The sequence below is a fragment of the Streptomyces sp. MA5143a genome (assembly GCF_900290235.1).
In the GTDB taxonomy this organism is placed as follows: Bacteria; Actinomycetota; Actinomycetes; order Streptomycetales; family Streptomycetaceae; genus Streptomyces.
The window spans coordinates 39,804-57,589 of sequence record NZ_OLMK01000036.1; the positions used below are offsets into that span (position 1 = coordinate 39,804).

The following is a 17,786-nucleotide window of genomic DNA, read 5'->3' on the forward strand; positions in this document are numbered from 1 at the left end:
TGACACCGTGAAGGAATCGAGTTGCCACGCTCGCATCGCAGCCCGAACGATGGCGCCTGTGACGACTACGGGAGAACTGCCGCCAGGTGATGCCGTCAGGCCGGTCGCGCTGGTGACCGGGGTCGGCCGGTCCGTCGGCATCGGCGCGGGCATCGCTCACCGGCTGGCCGAGGCGGGTTGGGATGTCGCCTTCACGTACTGGACGCCGTACGACGCCCGCATGGCCTGGGGTGCCGAGGCCGGCGCCGCGGACACCATCGCCGAGGCGTTGGCCGAACGAGGCGCCGACGTGGTGGCGGTCGAGGCGGACCTCGCCGACCCGGAGGCGGCTGAGCGTGTCTTCGATGCCGCCGAGCGTCGCCTGGGCGGCATCACCGCCCTGGTGATGTGCCACTGCGAGTCGGTCGACTCCGGTCTGCTCGACACCACGCTGGAGAGCTTCGACCGCCACTTCGCGGTCAACGCCCGCGCCACCTGGCTGCTGATCCGCGAGTACGGCCGCCGCTTCCAGGGCCCCCCGGGAACCGGACGCGTCATCAGCCTCACCAGCGACCACACCGTCGGCAACCTGCCCTACGGAGCAAGCAAGGGCGCACTCGACCGCATCACCCTGGCGGCCGCCCACGAACTCTCCCACCTCGGGATCACCGCCAACGTGATCAACCCGGGCCCGGTGGACACGGGTTGGATGACCGAGGACATCCGGGAGCACGTACTGGGCCGGACGCCCCTGGGCCGTCTGGGCAGCCCGCAGGACACCGCCCATCTCGTTGCATTCCTGTGCTCACCGCAGGGTCAGTGGATCAACGGGCAGCTCCTGAAGAGCAACGGTGGCTTCGCCGGCTGATCGCCCGACCGGCGGAGGCGGCGTCGTCGTGCTCGACCAGGACACCGTTGCCGATCAAACGGCCCGAGAGAGCTGTTCGCGCACCCAGCCGGGGTCGGGGTTGGTGTGGGACCGGCCCGCCACGACGACGGTCGGCACGGTCTCGTTGCCGTCGTTGGCCGCCCGCACCGCCGCGGCACCCGCCGCGTCACGCCAGATGTTCACCCAGTACGCCCGCCCGGCGTCGCGGCCCAGCCGGAGGCGAAGTCGCATGCAGTACGTACAGCCCGGCCGCCAGAACACGACGGGCCGACCGTCGACCGCGCTGCGACGTTGCGCCTCCTGCGCACCGATGGACTTCGGGAAGATCAGGGGCGAGTTCACGCCGGCGAGCAGCAGGAACACCAGCAGGAGTACCGCGGCCGTACCGACATCCCCCTTGACGATCTGCGCGGCCGCGACGACCGAGCCGCAGAGCACGAGCAGTATCGGCAGGATCCACGCGCGCATCATGATCCCGCAGCCTAGCGATGAGTCGAACTGTTTCTCGCTTCCCGGAACGCCCTACGCCGCCGCCAGCTCGCACCACACGTACTTGCCCGGACTGCCGAACCTGGCGGACGGCATCCATCCCCAGTACTGCGTACAGGCCGCGACGAGCCCCAGCCCCCGCCCGCCCTCCTGCTCACCCACCAGCTCCAACCCCCGTGGTGGTTCCGGCGGTTCGGGGTCGGCGTCCCAGGCCCCGATCCACACCGTCCCCTCCGGTGACCTCCGCACCCGGAGCGCGGCGGGTCCCTTCGTGTGCAGTACAGCATTGGAGACCAGTTCGGTCGCGAGAAGTTCGGCGGTGTCCACGAGGTTGACGAGGCCGTGCAGGGTGAGGATCAGCCGCAGGGTGCGGCGGCAGATGGTCACGGCTCTGGGGTCGTTGGGGATGTGGAGGGTGTAGTCCCAGGTTTCGGGCATGGGTCATCAACTCCGGGGAGAGGAAGGAGGGTTCGCACACGGTGGCATTGCCGAAGCCGTCATGGCGCGACGGAGCGGTGCGCTTCCGTAGTGTGTTCGTCGTGTCACAGACGGTAGGGGTAACCTGTAACCCCAGGCAAGCCGGATGTGGATTCCGCCCCCGAAAGAGGAGAGCAACGCATGGTCCAGAGGCGTGAACCAACGGCTCGGCAGGTGCGGCTGGGCATCGAACTGCGCAGGCTCCGCGAAGCCGCCGGCCTGACAGCAGTCCAGTCGGCGGCGCTTCTCGGTGCGAACAGGGTGCAGATCAGCCACATCGAGTCGGGGCTCATCGGTGTGAGCGAGGAACGGTTGCGCCGTCTCGCGTCCCACTATGCCTGCACTGACGAGGAGTTCGTCAACGCCCTGGTCGCGATGGCCGCGGACCGGACGCAGGGCTGGTGGGAGGAGTACCGGGGGAGGTTGCCGACACCCTTCCTGGACTTGTCGGAGCTCGATCACCACGCGGCGTACCAACGGGATGTGGCCGTCCTGTATGTCCCCGGCCTCCTCCAGACCGAGGACTATGCCCGTGCGGTCTTCGCGTCACGAGTTCCTGAACTCACCCAGGAGGAACTCGACCTGCGCGTACGCCATCGTATGGCCAGGCAGGGGAAGGTCGCCTTCCCGCACGAGATCGTGATCCATGAGGCCGCGCTCCGCATCAGGGTCGGCGACCGGGCTGCCGCCAGGGCCCAACTCACCCGGCTGGTGGGGCTGTCGGAGACGGACCGGATCACCTTGCGCGTCATCCCCTTCGACCTCGACGGCTTCGCCAGGGCCTCCAGTGTGATGACCTACGTCGGTGGTCCGGTCGCCAAGCTGGACACGGTGGTACGCGACGCCCCTCACGGCTCGATGCTCATCGACTCCGAAGCTCAACTCGCCAGCTATCGAACGCGCTTCCGTAAGGTGGAGGCGGTGTCACTCGCACCGGACAGGTCGCGTGACTTCATCAACCGGCTGGCGAAAGAGTTGTGAGGCCCCCGATGAGCAACTGGCGCAAGTCGTCCCACTCCGGCGAAGGCGACGGTGATAACTGCGTGGAGATAGCCACCTCCCCCACCCACATAGCCGTCCGCGACTCCAAAACCCCCACCGCCCGCACCCTCACCTTCCCCGTCGCCGCCTTCGCCCCCTTCCTCGAAGCCCTGAAGGCGCGCCCCCGCCGCTGACCGTTCCCGGGGCGCAGCCGGAAAACGGCCGAGGCCCGCCGCACCCCCCAGGGGGCCTCGGCGGACCTCGACGGTCGGCTCAGGACGTGAACGGCGTGGACCCGTCCTCCGCCGTGATGCTCCACAGATGGTCGGCGGTCCCGTTGTCGTCCCATTGCAGGGCCGGAGCCCCGGACGCCTTGGACATCCCGTCGATCCCCAGCACCAGCCCGCTGTTCTTGTTGACGATCTTGGCGTAGCCACCGCCCGCGTCGACGATCGACCACAGATGGTCGGGGGTCAGCGTGTCCCCCCACTGCAACGCCGCCGCGCCGGCGGTCTTGGACGCGTCCTTGACGCCGAGGACCTGACCGCTGTTGGTGTTGAAGATCTTGTAGTAGCCGTTCTCGGCCGGAACGATCCTCCACCAGTGGTTGGCGCTGTCACTGGCGCTCTGCTGCTGGACGGCGCCACCGGCGGCGATCGAGGAACCGGCGATCCCGAGCTCCAGGACGCTGTTCTTGTTGACGATCTTCACCCGCGGTGTCTCCGGGTACCAGGACTCCAACTCGGTGACGCCGACGAACTTGCCCGCCTGCGGGGTGAAGACCACCCGGAACTGGGAGGTCGTGATCGTCGGGAAGGTCACCTCGTTGGCGTTGTTCGCGGCCGGGGTCGCCGGACTCTTCGTCTGGCCCGGGACGTTCACCCACGCCCCGTCCTTGAGGTACTGGACGGTGTAGCTCGCCGGGACGCGGATGTTCGCGCCGTCGTCGTAGGTGTAGAACTTCACCTCGTTGATCTTGCGGGGCGCCCCGAAGTCGACGCCGAGGTGGTCGGTGGCGTTCGGCGAGCCGGAGTTGGTCCACCGGTCGTCGGGGATCTTGTCGTAGCGGATCCAGCCGTCCGTGGCCCGCAGCGGCGCGTCGAACGTGGTGGGCTTGCAGGTCTGGCCACTGTGGCAGTGCGGGCCGTTGGAGACGGTGTTGGTGTAGGAGGCGAAGGCCTTCGGGTAGGGCTGGGTGATGGCGCGGCCCAGCCAGTCCTGCTCGGCCGTGAGCGGGTTGGCCGCCACGTTCATCAGCCGCGGGGGCTGCGCCGGGGTGACGGGGGCGGCCACGTTCACGGTGGTGTTGCCGACCGTCGAGGACTGGTGGATGCGGACGCCGTCCTGGAAGATCTGGAGCCCGCTGCCCTTGCCGTAGTGCGAGCCGTCCCGGTCCCAGCGGATCGAGTAGGTGTGGCCGTGGTACGGGAGGCTCTCCACCGCGAAGTAGTCCCAGCCCGACGGGACCAGCGGCTTCAGCACCAGCGTGTTGTTCGCCTGCGGCTTGATGCCCAGCAGACCGGTGAGCACCAGGTCGTTGAAGCTGGAGTGGTTGTAGTTCTCGCTGAAGTTGAACCCGTCGTAGATCCACTCGCCGGTGTCACCGTTGGCGGCCTCGGCGATGTAGGGCTTGCCGTCCTTGTGCTGGAGGTCGGCGAACTGGGCCAGCATCGTCTGGTAGTCGCTCTTGGTGACGAAGCTCTGCGCGGGATAGTCCTGGAGCAGGTTCGCGAGACCCGTCAGGACCTGGCTGGTCTGGAACGGCCAGCTCGGACCGTTCCAGTGGCAGCAGTTGGCGTCGTCGCGCTTCTGCTGGGCGGGTATCGCCTGGTAGTTGAAGTACGGGTTCGCGGTGATCCGGTCGATCTCGGCGAAGCTCGTGCCCTTGGCGAACTTCAGCGTGTTGGCCCCGGCCTTCATGGGGACCTGCACGGTCACGGACTGTGTCTCGGAGAACTTCTGCCAGGCCCCGGTGGGTGCGTAGCCGACCGTGATCGGGTTCGCGGTGTCGTCGTTCACGATCAGCTTGTGGGTCGACGTGCCGGACGTGCCGTTGGCGTAGTGCACGGTCACGGGGTACGTCCCGGCGCCGGGCGCGTTCACGGTGAAGGCGACGTAACTGTCGTCGAAGTCGATCTGGCCGACGTACTTGCCGTTGGAGGCCGTGGACCCGTTGAAGATGTTCGCGTGGTTGACGGTGGCCTGCTCGGCCTCGAAGTCGTGCACCCGCTCCAGCGTCGTGGGCCCGAACGGCGCCTTGAACCGCTTGGGATCGTTCAGGTACTTCCACGCCGACGAGTACTGGGCGTCGGGCAGGTTGAACGCCCAGGGGGCGTAGCCCATCAGCTCCCGCCAGGTCGTCCTGGTCTGCTTCAGGGTGCCGTTGGTGCTGTCCGTGTTGTAGACCTGCATGAAGAAGTTGCGCTGCGGGTCCCACAGCGAGTTCTGCACGGCCGACTTGAGCTGTGCGGCCTTGGCGTCGTAGTCGTCCGCGGTCGCCGTGTCGCCGTTCATGGCGGCGATCTTGCTGATCGCCTGGGCGGCGGCGTACATGTACGCGTTGATGGTGGGCCGGTAGCCACGGCCTCCGCTGAACCAGTTGCTGCTGTGCATCGACGTCTCGGTGTACTCCGTGGCGTCGGACAGCGGGCTCTGGTGGAAGAGGTCGCTGGTGGACTGCGTGCCGTCGACCGTGATGTCGTTGTTGAAGTTGGAGTCCCACCGCTTGTACAGCGCGATGAGGTGGGGGAGCGCGGACTTGATCTGCGCGGCGTCCCCGGTGACGAGGTACCGCTGGTACGCGGCACTCGTGATCCACTCGCTGAAGTTGCGTACGCCCGAGTTGCCCGCCCCGCGCAGCCAGAAGTCCAGGTAGTCACCCGCGTAGTCCCGGTTGTGCAGCCAGCGGCCGTCCAGCAGGTGGTAGCCGGTGGCGTCCGGGAGCGCGGTGTACGGGTTCCCGGCGTAGCCGATCGGGACGTCGTACTCGGTCGACACGTACCCGGTGCCCGGCACCGTGTAGCGCAGCGCGCGCTTGAAGGTGCTCCACCGGTAGTAGTAGACGTCGTCGATGTCGTTGTCGGGGGTGTCGAGGAACGGGATGTTGTCCTTGTACCACTGGGGCTCGTCGAGCTGGTTGGCCGCGAGGATCGCGTCCTTGTCCAGCGCGACGGCGTCGGGGTCGTCGGCGGCCTGCGCGGACGTCGCGCCCGGCCCGGCGGACAGCAGACTGATGGACAGCACCGAGCCGCACAGGGCGGCGAGGGCGCGGCTGCGTCTGAGGCGGTAACGCACAGAGAGTCCTCCGTCGGGCACTCATGCGGCGGTTCGAAATGTTCGATATGACGAACGCTGTTCGAAATTCTGCGAGACCGTAGTGACAGGCCGGAAGGAAAGTCAATAGGGGTGTTCGCGGTGAGCCAACCGCGTTGTCGGACCCGGGCGGTAGCGTCGGATCATGGTGGCGAATCAGACGGGGACCGGCGAACGCCGGCTCGCCGTGCTCGAAGGCGTGCTGGAGCGCATCACGTACGCCAACGAGGAGAACGGCTACACGGTCGCCCGCGTGGACACCGGCCGCGGCGGCGGTGATCTGCTGACCGTCGTCGGCGCGCTCCTCGGCGCCCAGGTCGGCGAGTCGCTGCGCATGGAGGGCCGTTGGGGCTCCCACCCGCAGTACGGCAAGCAGTTCACCGTGGAGAACTACACCACCGTCCTGCCGGCCACCGTCCAGGGCATCCGCAGATACCTCGGCTCCGGCCTGGTCAAGGGCATCGGGCCCGTCTTCGCCGACCGCATCACCCAGCACTTCGGCCTGGACACGCTCCAGATCATCGAGGAGGAGCCGAAGCGCCTCATCGAGGTACCCGGTCTCGGACCCAAGCGCACGAAGAAGATCGCCGACGCCTGGGAGGAGCAGAAGGCGATCAAGGAGGTGATGCTGTTCCTCCAGACGGTCGAGGTGTCCACGTCCATCGCCGTGCGCATCTACAAGAAGTATGGCGACGCCTCGATCGGAGTCGTGAAGAACCAGCCGTACCGCCTCGCCGCCGACGTCTGGGGCATCGGCTTCCTCACCGCCGACAAGATCGCCCAGTCCGTCGGCATACCGCACGACAGCCCGGAGCGCGTCAAGGCGGGCCTCCAGTACGCCCTGTCGCAGTCCACCGACCAGGGCCACTGCTTCCTCCCCGAGGAGCGGCTGATCGCCGACGCGGTCAAGCTCCTCCAGGTCGACACGGGCCTCGTCATCGAGTGCCTGGCCGAACTCGCCCAGCCGGACGAGGAGTCGGGCGAGCCCGGAGTCGTACGGGAGAAGGTCCCCGGCCCCGACCCCGGCTCGGACCCGGTCACCGCCATCTACCTGGTCCCCTTCCACCGCGCCGAACTCTCCCTGTCCGCCCAGGTGTCGCGCCTGCTGCGCACGGACGAGGACCGCATGCCCGGCTTCCGTGACGTGGCGTGGGACAAGGCGCTGTCCTGGCTCCAGGGCCGTACGGGCGCGGAGCTGGCCCCCGAGCAGGAGGCCGCCGTCCGGCTCGCGCTCACCGAGAAGGTGGCCGTGCTGACCGGCGGCCCCGGCTGCGGCAAGTCCTTCACGGTCCGCTCGATCGTGGAGCTCGCCCGCGCCAAGAAGGCCAAGGTCGTTCTCGCCGCCCCCACCGGCCGCGCCGCCAAACGCCTCGCCGAACTGACCGGCGCCGAGGCGTCCACCGTCCACCGCCTGCTGGAGCTGAAGCCCGGCGGCGACGCGGCCTACGACAGGGACCGTCCCCTCGACGCGGACCTGGTGGTCGTCGACGAGGCGTCCATGCTGGACCTCCTCCTCGCCAACAAGCTGGTCAAGGCGGTGCCCCCGGGCGCGCACCTGCTGTTCGTCGGGGACGTCGACCAGTTGCCCAGTGTCGGCGCCGGCGAGGTCCTGCGCGATCTGCTCGCCGACGGCAGTCCCGTGCCCGCGGTGCGCCTCACCAAGGTGTTCCGGCAGGCCCAGCAGTCCGGTGTGGTGACCAACGCGCACCGGATCAACTCCGGGCACCACCCGGTCACCGACGGCATGAAGGACTTCTTCCTCTTCGTCGAGGAGGACACGGAGGCCGCCGGGCGGCTCACGGTGGATGTGGCGGCCCGTCGGATTCCGGCCAAGTTCGGTCTGGACCCCCGGCGGGACGTCCAGGTGCTCGCGCCGATGCACCGGGGCCCGGCCGGCGCCGGCACCCTCAACGGCCTGTTGCAGCAGGCCATCACCCCGGCCCGCCCCGACCTGCCCGAGAAGCGGTTCGGCGGCCGGGTCTTCCGCGTCGGCGACAAGGTCACCCAGATCCGCAACAACTACGAGAAGGGCGCCAACGGCGTCTTCAACGGCACCGTCGGCGTGGTCACCGCGCTCGACCCGGTCGACCAGCGGCTGACGGTCCTCACCGACGAGGACGAGGAGGTGCCGTACGACTTCGACGAGCTGGACGAACTGGCGCACGCCTACGCGGTGACCATCCACCGCTCCCAGGGCAGCGAGTACCCGGCGGTGGTCGTCCCCGTCACCACCGGCGCCTGGATGATGCTCCAGCGCAATCTGCTCTACACAGCGGTGACCCGGGCGAAGAAACTGGTCGTCCTCGTCGGCTCCCGCAAGGCCCTCGGCCAGGCGGTGCGCACGGTGTCCGCGGGCCGGCGGTATACGGCCCTCGACTTCCGGCTCGCGCCCCGGGCCCTGTAGCCCCCAGGATCTAGGGAGGGGACCGATCGAAGGGCCCTCTCGCGACTCCCCGGCGTCACGTGAGTGAAATTTGATCGATCAAATGAGTCGCAAAGGTCACACAGCCCTTCCAGATGCCGGACGGAGCGGGCAGGATGAGCAAGTTGGCGGCACTCAGTGCCGCCGATAGGCCCGATGGTCGACCCCGAGTGCACTCTCCTGAGCCAATTGGGGGATGGTAGAGACAGTCAGGGCACCTCGAAGATGAGGCACTACGTCGGTGAGGGAAGACGTGAGCGACAACTCTGTAGTACTGCGGTACGGCGACGGCGAGTACACCTACCCGGTGATCGACAGCACCGTCGGCGACAAGGGCTTCGACATCGGGAAGCTCCGGGCCCATACCGGTCTGGTCACCCTGGACAGCGGTTACGGGAACACCGCCGCCTATAAATCCGCCATCACGTATCTGGACGGCGAGGCGGGCATCCTCCGCTACCGCGGCTACCCGATCGAGCAGCTGGCCGAGCGCTCCACCTTCCTGGAGGTCGCCTATCTGCTGATCAACGGCGAGCTCCCGACGGTCGACGAGCTCTCCACCTTCAAGAACGAGATCACCCAGCACACGCTGCTGCACGAGGACGTCAAGAACTTCTACCGGGGCTTTCCCCGGGACGCCCACCCGATGGCGATGCTGTCCTCCGTGGTCAGCGCCCTGTCGACGTTCTACCAGGACAGCCACAACCCGTTCGACGAGCGGCAGCGCAACCTCTCCACGATCCGTCTGCTCGCGAAGCTCCCGACGATCGCGGCCTACGCGTACAAGAAGTCGATCGGTCACCCGTTCGTCTACCCGCGCAACGACCTGGGCTACGTCGAGAACTTCCTGCGCATGACCTTCTCGGTCCCCGCCCAGGAGTACGAGCTCGACCCGGTCGTGGTCTCGGCCCTCGACAAGCTGCTCATCCTCCACGCGGACCACGAGCAGAACTGTTCGACCTCCACGGTCCGCCTGGTCGGCTCCTCGCAGGCGAACATGTTCGCCTCGATCTCCGCCGGTATCTCCGCGCTGTGGGGTCCGCTGCACGGCGGGGCCAACCAGTCCGTGCTGGAGATGCTGGAGGGCATCCGCGACGCCGGCGGCGACGTCGACTCCTTCATCCGCAAGGTGAAGAACAAGGAGGACGGCGTCCGGCTGATGGGCTTCGGCCACCGGGTCTACAAGAACTTCGACCCGCGCGCCAAGATCATCAAGGCCGCCGCGCACGATGTCCTCTCCGCGCTCGGCAAGTCCGACGAGCTGCTGGACATCGCCCTGAAGCTGGAGGAGCACGCGCTCTCCGACGACTACTTCGTCTCGCGCAGCCTCTACCCGAACGTGGACTTCTACACGGGTCTGATCTACCGCGCGATGGGCTTCCCGACCGAGATGTTCACGGTCCTGTTCGCCCTCGGCCGGCTGCCCGGCTGGATCGCCCAGTGGCACGAGATGATCAAGGAGCCGGGTTCCCGGATCGGTCGTCCGCGCCAGATCTACACGGGCGTCGTCGAGCGCGACTTCGTTCCGGTCGAGGCCCGCTAGGGGCTCTCCGGAGGCCGTTCTCCGTCGTGGGGTGTGTGGGAGCCGTTCACCCGGTTCCCCGCGCCCCTTTCGGCTGCTCCGGCACAGAAAAGAAGGCGCCCTGCGCCGCTGGTCCCCCCACGGGCCGGCGAGCAGGGCGCCTTCCCATGTCCCGGTGCGGATTCCCCCCACGGGATCCGGCCGGGCGTCTGGTGGACCAGCGCCTGAATCGCTGAGCAGGACGGGTCCGTCCTGCGTATATGAAGTTGTCGTGCGGTGAGGTGCGGTCTGCCGGGACGCGTACGTACGGGAGGGCCGCTCAAAGCTCCCCGGGTACGTGCCCCGGCAACGCAATTCCGGGAACGTCCCCCAAGACATCCCCAGATGCCAGTCGCGCCCCCCAAGACGCTTCTGACATCGCCAACTTAGACTCACGAACCCCTTCGTTGGTTACGTTCGCGCCACTGTGATCTGCGTCTCTTGCCTTATGTCCTGAAGATGCGCAAGAGACCCGATACGGCGACCGAGGCCCCAGCGTAAGGAACATGCGCGAGCCTTGTGAAGAGCTTATGTGAGGCTGCTTCCGGACTCTAGAGGGACTTTTACCCGGTCGTCACGCAAATGCCCTGAGTCGCAAGCTGTTCGTGACCACGAAAACGGACGAAAAGGCCATTGCGGCCCCCGCGATCATCGGATTCAGCAGTCCGGCGGCGGCCAGCGGCAGCGCGGCCACGTTGTAACCGAAGGCCCACACCAGGTTTCCCTTGATGGTGGCCAGGGTGCGGCGGGACAGCCGGATGGCGTCCGCGGCCACCCGCAGGTCGCCGCGGACCAGCGTCAGGTCGCTCGCCTCGATCGCCGCGTCCGTGCCCGTCCCCATGGCGAGCCCCAGATCGGCGGTGGCGAGCGCGGCGGCGTCGTTGACCCCGTCCCCGACCATCGCGACCGTACGGCCCTCGCCCTGGAGCCGCCGTACGACGTCGACCTTGTCCTGCGGCAGCACCTCCGCGATCACCTGGTCGGGGGCGATGCCGACGGCGTCGGCCACGGACCGGGCCACCCGTGTGTTGTCGCCGGTCAGCAGGACCGGGGTCAGTCCGAGCGCCCGCAGCCGCCGGACGGCCTCGGCGCTGGTGTCCTTGACCGCGTCGGCGACGGTGAGGACACCGACCGCCGTGCCGTCGCGGACCACCACGACCGCCGTGTGCCCCTCGTCCTCCGCGGCCTCCTTGGCGGCGCTGAGCGCCTCGGGGAGGAGCCCGTCGTGGATCCGGCCCACCTGCACGTCGTGGCCCGTCACGCGGCCGTGTACGCCCTTTCCGGGCTCGTTCCGGAAACGCTCGACCGGCGGCAGGGGGCCGAGGCGCTCCTCGGCGCCCGCGGCGACCGCCCGCGCGACCGGGTGTTCGGAGGCGTGTTCGACGGCGCCCGCGAGGCGCAGGACGTCCTCCTCGGGGACGCCCTCGGCGGCGTACACCTTCCGGAGGGTCATCCGGCCGGTGGTGACCGTGCCGGTCTTGTCCAGGACGACCGTGTCGACGCGGCGGGTGGACTCCAGCACCTCCGGGCCCCGGATGAGGATGCCGAGCTGGGCGCCGCGGCCGGTGCCGACCATGAGGGCGGTCGGTGTGGCCAGGCCCAGCGCGCAGGGGCAGGCGATGATCAGCACCGCGACGGCCGCGGTGAAGGCCGCGGTCGGGTCGCCGGTGACGCCGAGCCACCCGCCGAACGTGGCCACCGCGATCAGGAGGACGACGGGCACGAACACGGCGGAGATCCGGTCGGCCAGCCGCTGCACCTCCGCCTTGCCGTTCTGCGCGTCCTCCACCAGCCGCGCCATCCGTGCCAACTGGGTGTCCGCTCCCACGCGGGTCGCCTCGACGACGAGCCGGCCACCCGCGTTCACCGTCGCGCCCGCGACGGCGTCGCCCGCGCCCACGTCCACCGGCACGGACTCGCCGGTCAGCAGGGACGCGTCGACGGCGGAGGCGCCCTCGACCACGGTGCCGTCGGTGGCGAACTTCTCCCCTGGCCGGACGACGAACCGGTCGCCGACCACCAGCCGCTCCACCGGGATCCGGGTCTCGCGGCCCTCGCGCAGCACCGAGACGTCCTTGGCGCCCAGGTGCAGCAGCGCCTTGAGGGCGGCGCCCGCCCGGCGCTTGGAGCGGGCCTCCAGATAGCGGCCCAGCAGGATGAACGCCACGACCCCGGCGGCCACCTCCAGGTAGATCGTCGAGGAGCCCGCCGTGCGGGACACGCCGAACTCGAAGCCGTGCCGCATGCCCGGCATGCCCGCGTGCCCCCGGAACAGGGCCCACAGGGACCAGCCGAAGGCCGCGAGTGTGCCGAGCGAGACCAGGGTGTCCATCGTGGCCGCGCCGTGCCGGAGGTTGGTGAGGGCGGCCCGGTGGAAGGGCAGCCCGCCCCATACGACGACCGGCGCGGCCAGTGTCAGGGAGAGCCACTGCCAGTTGTCGAACTGGAGGGCCGGGACCATGGACATGAGGACCACCGGGGCGGCCAGCAGCGCCGAGACGGTGAGCCGCTGCCGCAGGGCGGCGAGCTCGGGGTCCTCCGCCGGGGAGTCCGCGCCCGGCTCCCGGTCCGCCTCGGGGTCCGCCGCCGGGGGCGCGGGCGGCGGCGGTTCCTCGGCCGTGTAGCCCGTCTTCACCACCGTGGCGATGAGATCGGCGACCTCGACCCCCGAGGGGTAGGCGATCTTCGCCTTCTCCGTGGCGTAGTTCACCGTGGCGGTCACACCGTCCATGCGGTTGAGCTTCTTCTCGACGCGGGCCGCGCAGGAGGCGCAGGTCATCCCGCCGATCATCAGTTCGACCTCATGGGCCGACTCGTCCGCGGGGGTGACTTCGGTGGTGCTGGTCATGTCCGTGTCCGTGCTTCGGGGAACGTGCGCGGGTGCGGCCCGGGGCGGGGCGGGGCCCCGCCTGGGCGGGCGGTTCTCAGACGGTGCCGACCAGCTCGAAGCCGGCCTCGTCGACGGCGGCGCGCACGGCCTCCTCGTCGAGCGGGGCGGCCGAGACCACGGTGACCTCGCCGTTGGAGGCGACGGCCTTCACCGAGGAGACACCGGCGATCCCGGAGATCTCACCGGAGACGGCGCCTTCGCAGTGGCCGCAGCTCATGCCGCTCACCTTGTAGACGGCGGTGACGGAGCCGGGAGTGTCGGTCTGGGCGGTCATGTCGTTGCTCCTCGTCGGGGTGTCTGGGATACGGGTAACCCTTCGGATCCCCTACCCTATACCCCTAGGGGGTATGAATCCAAGAGAGGTCTGACGCTCGGGGTGGGGCGCGCGGGGGTCAGGGGGCCCCGGGGTCAGCGGGCCGGGGTGGAGGCCGAGGCCGCCTGTGCGTCGCGGAGGCGGTCGCCCACCAGCGGGTCGAGGTAGCGGAACAGCACGTCCTTCAGCTCCTGGACGTACGCCTCGCGGTCGTCGCCCTCGCTGGCGAGGATCAGTTCGAGGCCCGCCATGTAGAGCGCCATGCAGACGTGCGCGATGCGGGTGACGGCGACGGCCGGCCGGTCCGGCAGGAGCGGTGAGAGCAGGTCCTCGACCCGGGTGATCAGGGTGTTGTGGAGGGCGTCGTGCTCCTCCGCCATCCGGCCGGGGACGTCCGGGCCGTGCATGAGGGTGAAGAACACCGGGTTGTGGCAGTTGAAGTCGATGAACCGGTCGACGGCGGCCGCCACGGCCTGCTCCAGCGGGGTCGCGGGATCGATCGGTGCGAGCGCCTCGCCGTACGCCGTCCGCATGTCGGCCATCAGCCGCTGGCCCAGCTCGATCGCGATCGCCTCTTTGTTCGGGAAGAACTGGTACAGCGTGCCCGGCGAGACGCCCGCCTCGCGGGCGATCGCGTTGGTGCTCGCGGACGCGTACCCGGTCGACGTGAACACCGAGGCCGCGGCTTCGAGGAGTTGGGCGATGCGGCGCTCGCCGCGGGCCTGGCGGCGGCGCGGCTGCTCCTGCTCCTGGTGAGTGGGCATGCGGTTGTCCCCAGCTTCTCGGACCTGATTGACAAACACGAGTCGTCGCTCGCATTCTGATGAAACGCGAGCGAGGTCTCGTGTTTGCCAGTTTATGGCGTGGCGCGTCCGCCCGCCCGGCTGCGCACGGCACGGATCAGAGTGAAGGGGACACCGCACCATGACCGAAGTCAACAGGCCACCCCGAGCGGGAGGCTGGACCAGACTGGTGACCGCCCGTCCCCGGCTCTCCCTGCTCGTGGCCCTGCTGATCACCGCCCTCGCGGTCGTCGCGGGCAGCGATGTCGCCGACCGTCTGACCAGCGGCGGCTGGGAGGACCCCAAGGCCGAGTCCACCTACGCGACCAAGGCGCTCCAGCGCGAGTTCCCGAACTCCCAGCCGAACCTGCTGCTGATGGTCGACGCGGGCGACACCCCGGTCGACGATCCGGCGGTCGCCGCCGAGGCGAAGCGGCTGGCCGAGCGGCTCGCCGCGGAGAAGGGCGTCACGGGCGTCGGCTCCTACTGGCAGACCGGTGCCCCCACCCTCCGCGCCGAGGACGGCCGCCAGGCGCTGATAGCGGCCCGCCTGACCGGCGACGAGACCACGATGAACGCGACGCTGGACCGCATCACGCCGGAGTTCCGCGGCACGCACGGCCCGGTCGAGGTCAAGATCGGCGGCATAGTCGCCGTGCGCCACGAGATGCAGACGGTCATCCAGGAGGACCTCCTGCGGGCCGAGCTGATCGCCCTGCCCGTGACCCTGGTCCTGCTGGTGATGGCCTTCGGCAGCGCGGTCGCCGCCCTGCTGCCGCTCGTCGTGGGCGTCGTCGCCATCCTCGGCACCAACGCGATCCTGCGCGGCCTCACCGAGGTGACCGACGTCTCGATCTTCGCGCTGAACCTCACCACGGCCATGGGCCTCGGCCTCGCGATCGACTACGCCCTGTTCATCGTGCGCCGCTTCCGGGAGGAGCTGTCCGCCGGCGCCGACCCCCGGGCCGCCGTGGCCACCACCCTGCGCACCGCCGGGCGGACGGTCCTCTTCTCCGCGCTCACGGTCGCCGTCTCGCTCGCCGCGATGGCGGTCTTCCCCCAGGCGTTCCTGAAGTCCATCGCCTACGCGGGCATCGCGGTCGTCCTGCTCGCCGCGGCGGCGGCCCTGATCGTGCTCCCGGCGGCCCTCGTGCTGCTCGGGGAGCGGGTCAACGCCCTCGACCTGCGCAAGCTGTTCAGGCGCCGCAGGGCCGAGGGGGCTCCCGCCCGCGAGGAGGGTGCCGCCTGGGGCCGCACGGCCGGCTTCGTCATGCGCCGCGCCCCCTTCTTCGCCATCGCCACCACCGCCGGCCTGGTCCTCCTCGGCCTGCCCTTCCTCGGTGTGAAGTTCGGCTCGGCCGACGACCGTCAGCTCCCGGCCTCCGCCGAGTCCCGGGTCGTCCAGCAGCACATCCGGGAGGACTTCCCGGGCACCCCCGGCGGCGGTCTGGAGATCCTCGCCGAGGGCCGGGCGACCGAGGCCCAGTACACCGCCTACAAGGACGAGATCGCCGCCCTGCCCGATGTGCTCCGGGTGGACGGCCCCGTGGTGAGCGGCGACGCGGCCTACTTCGCCGTGCAGCCGAAGGGCGACGTGGTCGACGAGGCCGCGCAGGACCTGGTCCACGACATACGGGCCGAGGCGGCCGACGCCCCGTTCAAGACGTCGGTGACGGGTGCGGGAGCGGTCCTGGTCGACACCAAGGAGGCGATAGGCGGCGGCCTGCCGCTGGCCCTCTCCTTCATCGCCGTGGTCACCCTCCTGCTGGTCTTCCTGCTCACCGGCAGTGTGCTGGTCCCCCTCCAGGCGGTCCTGCTGAACGCGCTCAGCCTCACCGCGATGTTCGGCGCGATGATCTGGGTCTTCCAGGACGGTCATCTCTCCGGCCTGCTGGGCTTCACCAGTTCCGGCTCCATCGAGACGACCCTGCCGGTGCTGATGTTCTGCGTGGCCTTCGGCCTCTCCATGGACTACGGCGTCTTCCTGCTCTCCCGCATCAAGGAGGAGTACGACCACACCGGCGACCACACGGCCGCCGTCCGCCACGGCCTCCAGCGCACCGGCGGCCTCATCACCGCCGCCGCCGTCATCCTGGCCGTCGTGATGATCGCCATAGGCACCTCACGGGTCACGAACACCAAGATGCTCGGCCTGGGCCTCGCTCTCGCCGTGCTCATGGACGCGATGATCGTGCGCAGCCTGCTCGTCCCGGCCTTCATGCGGCTCACCGGCCGCGCCACCTGGTGGGCCCCGGCCCCGCTGCGCAGGTTCCACGAGCGGTTCGGCCTGAGCGAGGGCGAGTCGGCCCCGCGCGCCACCGCGACCGGGAGCGCGACGGAGACCGCAGCCGATGGCGAGGAGAGCGACCGGGACAAGGGGAGCGGCGCCGACAGCGACCGCCACGAGGAGAGCGGCGCCGACCAGGAGAGCGACCGCCAGGAGGAGAGTGGCGCCGGCGACCACGACAGGCAGAGCGACCACGACAAGGTGGAGATCTCTGGCTAGCGTTCACCGGAAAGGATCTCCGACAGGTCGGTGGGCAGGCCGGCCGTGAGCTCGGCCGGCCGGAAGGCAGACGGCGCGGCCGACCTGTCGGGCGGTGAGGGCGAGGGCGAGGGCGTATGCGCGCGGTGGTGTTCGAGCGGTTCGGTGAGCCGGCCGAGGTACGGGACGTGCCGGACCCGACTGCGGCGGTCCACGGCGTGGTCGTCCGCGTCGAGGCCACGGGCCTGTGCCGCAGCGACTGGCACGCCTGGATGGGCCACGACCCCGACATCACCCCGCCGCACGTCCCCGGCCATGAGCTCGCCGGGGTGGTGGAGGAGACCGGCGCCGGGGTGACCCGCTGGCAGCCGGGCGACCGGGTCACCGTCCCGTTCGTGTGCGCCTGCGGCGGCTGCGCCGCCTGCGCGGCCGGGGACCAGCAGGTGTGCGAGCGGCAGACCCAGCCGGGGTTCACTCACTGGGGCTCGTTCGCCCAGTACGTGGCCCTGGACCACGCCGACGTGAACCTGGTGGCGCTGCCGGAGGGGCTGTCGTACGGCACGGCGGCCTCCCTGGGTTGCCGGTTCGCCACGGCGTTCCGGGCGGTGGTGGCGCAGGGCAGGGTCGCGGCCGGCGAGTGGGTGGCCGTGCACGGCTGCGGGGGAGTGGGCCTGTCGGCGGTGATGATCGCGGCGGCCTCCGGCGCCCGGGTCGTCGCCGTCGACGTCTCGCCCCGGGCCCTGGAGCTGGCGCGGACGTTCGGCGCTGCGGCCTGTGTGGACGCCTCGGCGGTCCAGGACACGGCCGAGGCGGTACGGGACCTCACCGGCGGCGGCGCCCATCTGTCGCTGGACGCGCTGGGCTCCCCGGTCACCTGCGCGGCGTCGGTCGGCAGCCTCCGCCGCCGGGGCCGCCACGTCCAGGTGGGCCTGCTGCCGTCGCCGACCGGCACGACCCCCGTCCCCATGGCCCGCGCGATCGCCCTGGAACTGGAACTCCTCGGCAGCCACGGCATGGCGGCCCACGCCTACCCGCCCATGCTGGAACTGGTCCGCTCGGGCGTCCTGCGCCCCGACCTCCTGGTGACGTCGACGATCCCCCTGGACGCCGTCCCGGAGGCCCTCGCCGCGCTGGGCACGGCACCGGGCAGCGGCGTGACGGTCATCGAACCGTGGAGGGACCGGCCATGACGGTCAGCCGGCCCTG

At 69.8% G+C, this 17,786-nt stretch carries 13 protein-coding genes; 7 read left to right on the plus strand and 6 right to left on the minus strand.

The window, feature by feature from the left end; translation table 11 throughout:
• The first annotated feature begins 49 nt into the window (after positions 1 to 49).
• Positions 50 to 847 carry an SDR family oxidoreductase gene (locus SMA5143A_RS18050; protein ID WP_107463948.1) on the plus strand — a complete coding sequence of 266 codons (798 nt, stop codon included), beginning with the start codon at positions 50 to 52 and terminating at the stop codon, positions 845 to 847.
• Positions 848 to 901: 54 nt separating this feature from the next.
• Here the strand turns inward: SMA5143A_RS18050 and SMA5143A_RS18055 are convergent, their stop codons facing one another.
• Both SMA5143A_RS18055 and SMA5143A_RS18060 read right to left on the minus strand, forming a co-directional pair.
• Positions 902 to 1,339 carry a glutaredoxin domain-containing protein gene (locus SMA5143A_RS18055; protein WP_107463949.1) on the minus strand — a complete coding sequence of 146 codons (438 nt, stop codon included), beginning with the start codon at positions 1,337 to 1,339 and terminating at the stop codon, positions 902 to 904.
• Positions 1,340 to 1,390: 51 nt separating this feature from the next.
• Positions 1,391 to 1,795, minus strand: coding sequence for an ATP-binding protein (locus SMA5143A_RS18060; RefSeq protein WP_107463950.1), 405 nt, complete (start codon positions 1,793 to 1,795; stop codon positions 1,391 to 1,393).
• Positions 1,796 to 1,975: 180 nt separating this feature from the next.
• Here SMA5143A_RS18060 and SMA5143A_RS18065 point away from each other — a divergent pair, with 180 nt between their 5' ends.
• Together SMA5143A_RS18065 and SMA5143A_RS18070 are read left to right on the plus strand one after the other, a co-directional pair.
• Positions 1,976 to 2,815 (plus strand): helix-turn-helix domain-containing protein, encoded by an 840-nt coding sequence (locus SMA5143A_RS18065; RefSeq protein ID WP_107463951.1) that lies wholly within the window; start codon positions 1,976 to 1,978, stop codon positions 2,813 to 2,815.
• A gap of 8 nt (positions 2,816 to 2,823) precedes the next feature.
• Positions 2,824 to 3,009, plus strand: a complete 186-nt coding sequence (locus SMA5143A_RS18070) for a DUF397 domain-containing protein (RefSeq protein ID WP_107463952.1) — start codon at positions 2,824 to 2,826, stop codon at positions 3,007 to 3,009.
• A gap of 79 nt (positions 3,010 to 3,088) precedes the next feature.
• Here the strand turns inward: SMA5143A_RS18070 and SMA5143A_RS18075 are convergent, their stop codons facing one another.
• Positions 3,089 to 6,109: an MGH1-like glycoside hydrolase domain-containing protein gene (locus SMA5143A_RS18075; protein WP_107463953.1), complete on the minus strand. Its 3,021-nt coding sequence runs from the start codon at positions 6,107 to 6,109 to the stop codon at positions 3,089 to 3,091.
• 163 nt (positions 6,110 to 6,272) lie between these two features.
• Between SMA5143A_RS18075 and recD2 the strand changes: the two genes are divergently transcribed.
• Together recD2 and SMA5143A_RS18085 are read left to right on the plus strand one after the other, a co-directional pair.
• Complete coding sequence (gene recD2 / locus SMA5143A_RS18080) at positions 6,273 to 8,531, plus strand: SF1B family DNA helicase RecD2 (protein ID WP_107463954.1); 2,259 nt, start codon at positions 6,273 to 6,275, stop codon at positions 8,529 to 8,531.
• Between the two features lie 271 nt (positions 8,532 to 8,802).
• Entirely contained in the window at positions 8,803 to 10,092 is a 1,290-nt protein-coding gene (locus SMA5143A_RS18085) for a citrate synthase (protein ID WP_055540764.1), read from the plus strand.
• Positions 10,093 to 10,684: 592 nt separating this feature from the next.
• Here SMA5143A_RS18085 and SMA5143A_RS18090 read toward each other — a convergent pair.
• From SMA5143A_RS18090 to SMA5143A_RS18100, 3 genes are all read right to left on the minus strand, one after another.
• A complete protein-coding gene (locus SMA5143A_RS18090) occupies positions 10,685 to 12,958 on the minus strand; it encodes a heavy metal translocating P-type ATPase (RefSeq protein WP_107463955.1) in 2,274 nt (757 codons plus the stop codon).
• Positions 12,959 to 13,034: 76 nt separating this feature from the next.
• Positions 13,035 to 13,274, minus strand: a complete 240-nt coding sequence (locus SMA5143A_RS18095; protein ID WP_107463956.1) for a heavy-metal-associated domain-containing protein — start codon at positions 13,272 to 13,274, stop codon at positions 13,035 to 13,037.
• Positions 13,275 to 13,408: 134 nt separating this feature from the next.
• Positions 13,409 to 14,077: a TetR/AcrR family transcriptional regulator gene (locus SMA5143A_RS18100; protein WP_107463957.1), complete on the minus strand. Its 669-nt coding sequence runs from the start codon at positions 14,075 to 14,077 to the stop codon at positions 13,409 to 13,411.
• Positions 14,078 to 14,237: 160 nt separating this feature from the next.
• Here SMA5143A_RS18100 and SMA5143A_RS18105 point away from each other — a divergent pair, with 160 nt between their 5' ends.
• Both SMA5143A_RS18105 and SMA5143A_RS18110 read left to right on the plus strand, forming a co-directional pair.
• The gene (locus SMA5143A_RS18105; RefSeq protein WP_181361912.1) at positions 14,238 to 16,601 is read left to right on the plus strand and encodes an MMPL family transporter; all 2,364 of its coding nucleotides are present in this window, start codon (positions 14,238 to 14,240) and stop codon (positions 16,599 to 16,601) included.
• Positions 16,602 to 16,717: 116 nt separating this feature from the next.
• Positions 16,718 to 17,770 (plus strand): zinc-dependent alcohol dehydrogenase family protein, encoded by a 1,053-nt coding sequence (locus tag SMA5143A_RS18110; RefSeq protein WP_107463958.1) that lies wholly within the window; start codon positions 16,718 to 16,720, stop codon positions 17,768 to 17,770.
• Positions 17,771 to 17,786: the final 16 nt, after the last annotated feature.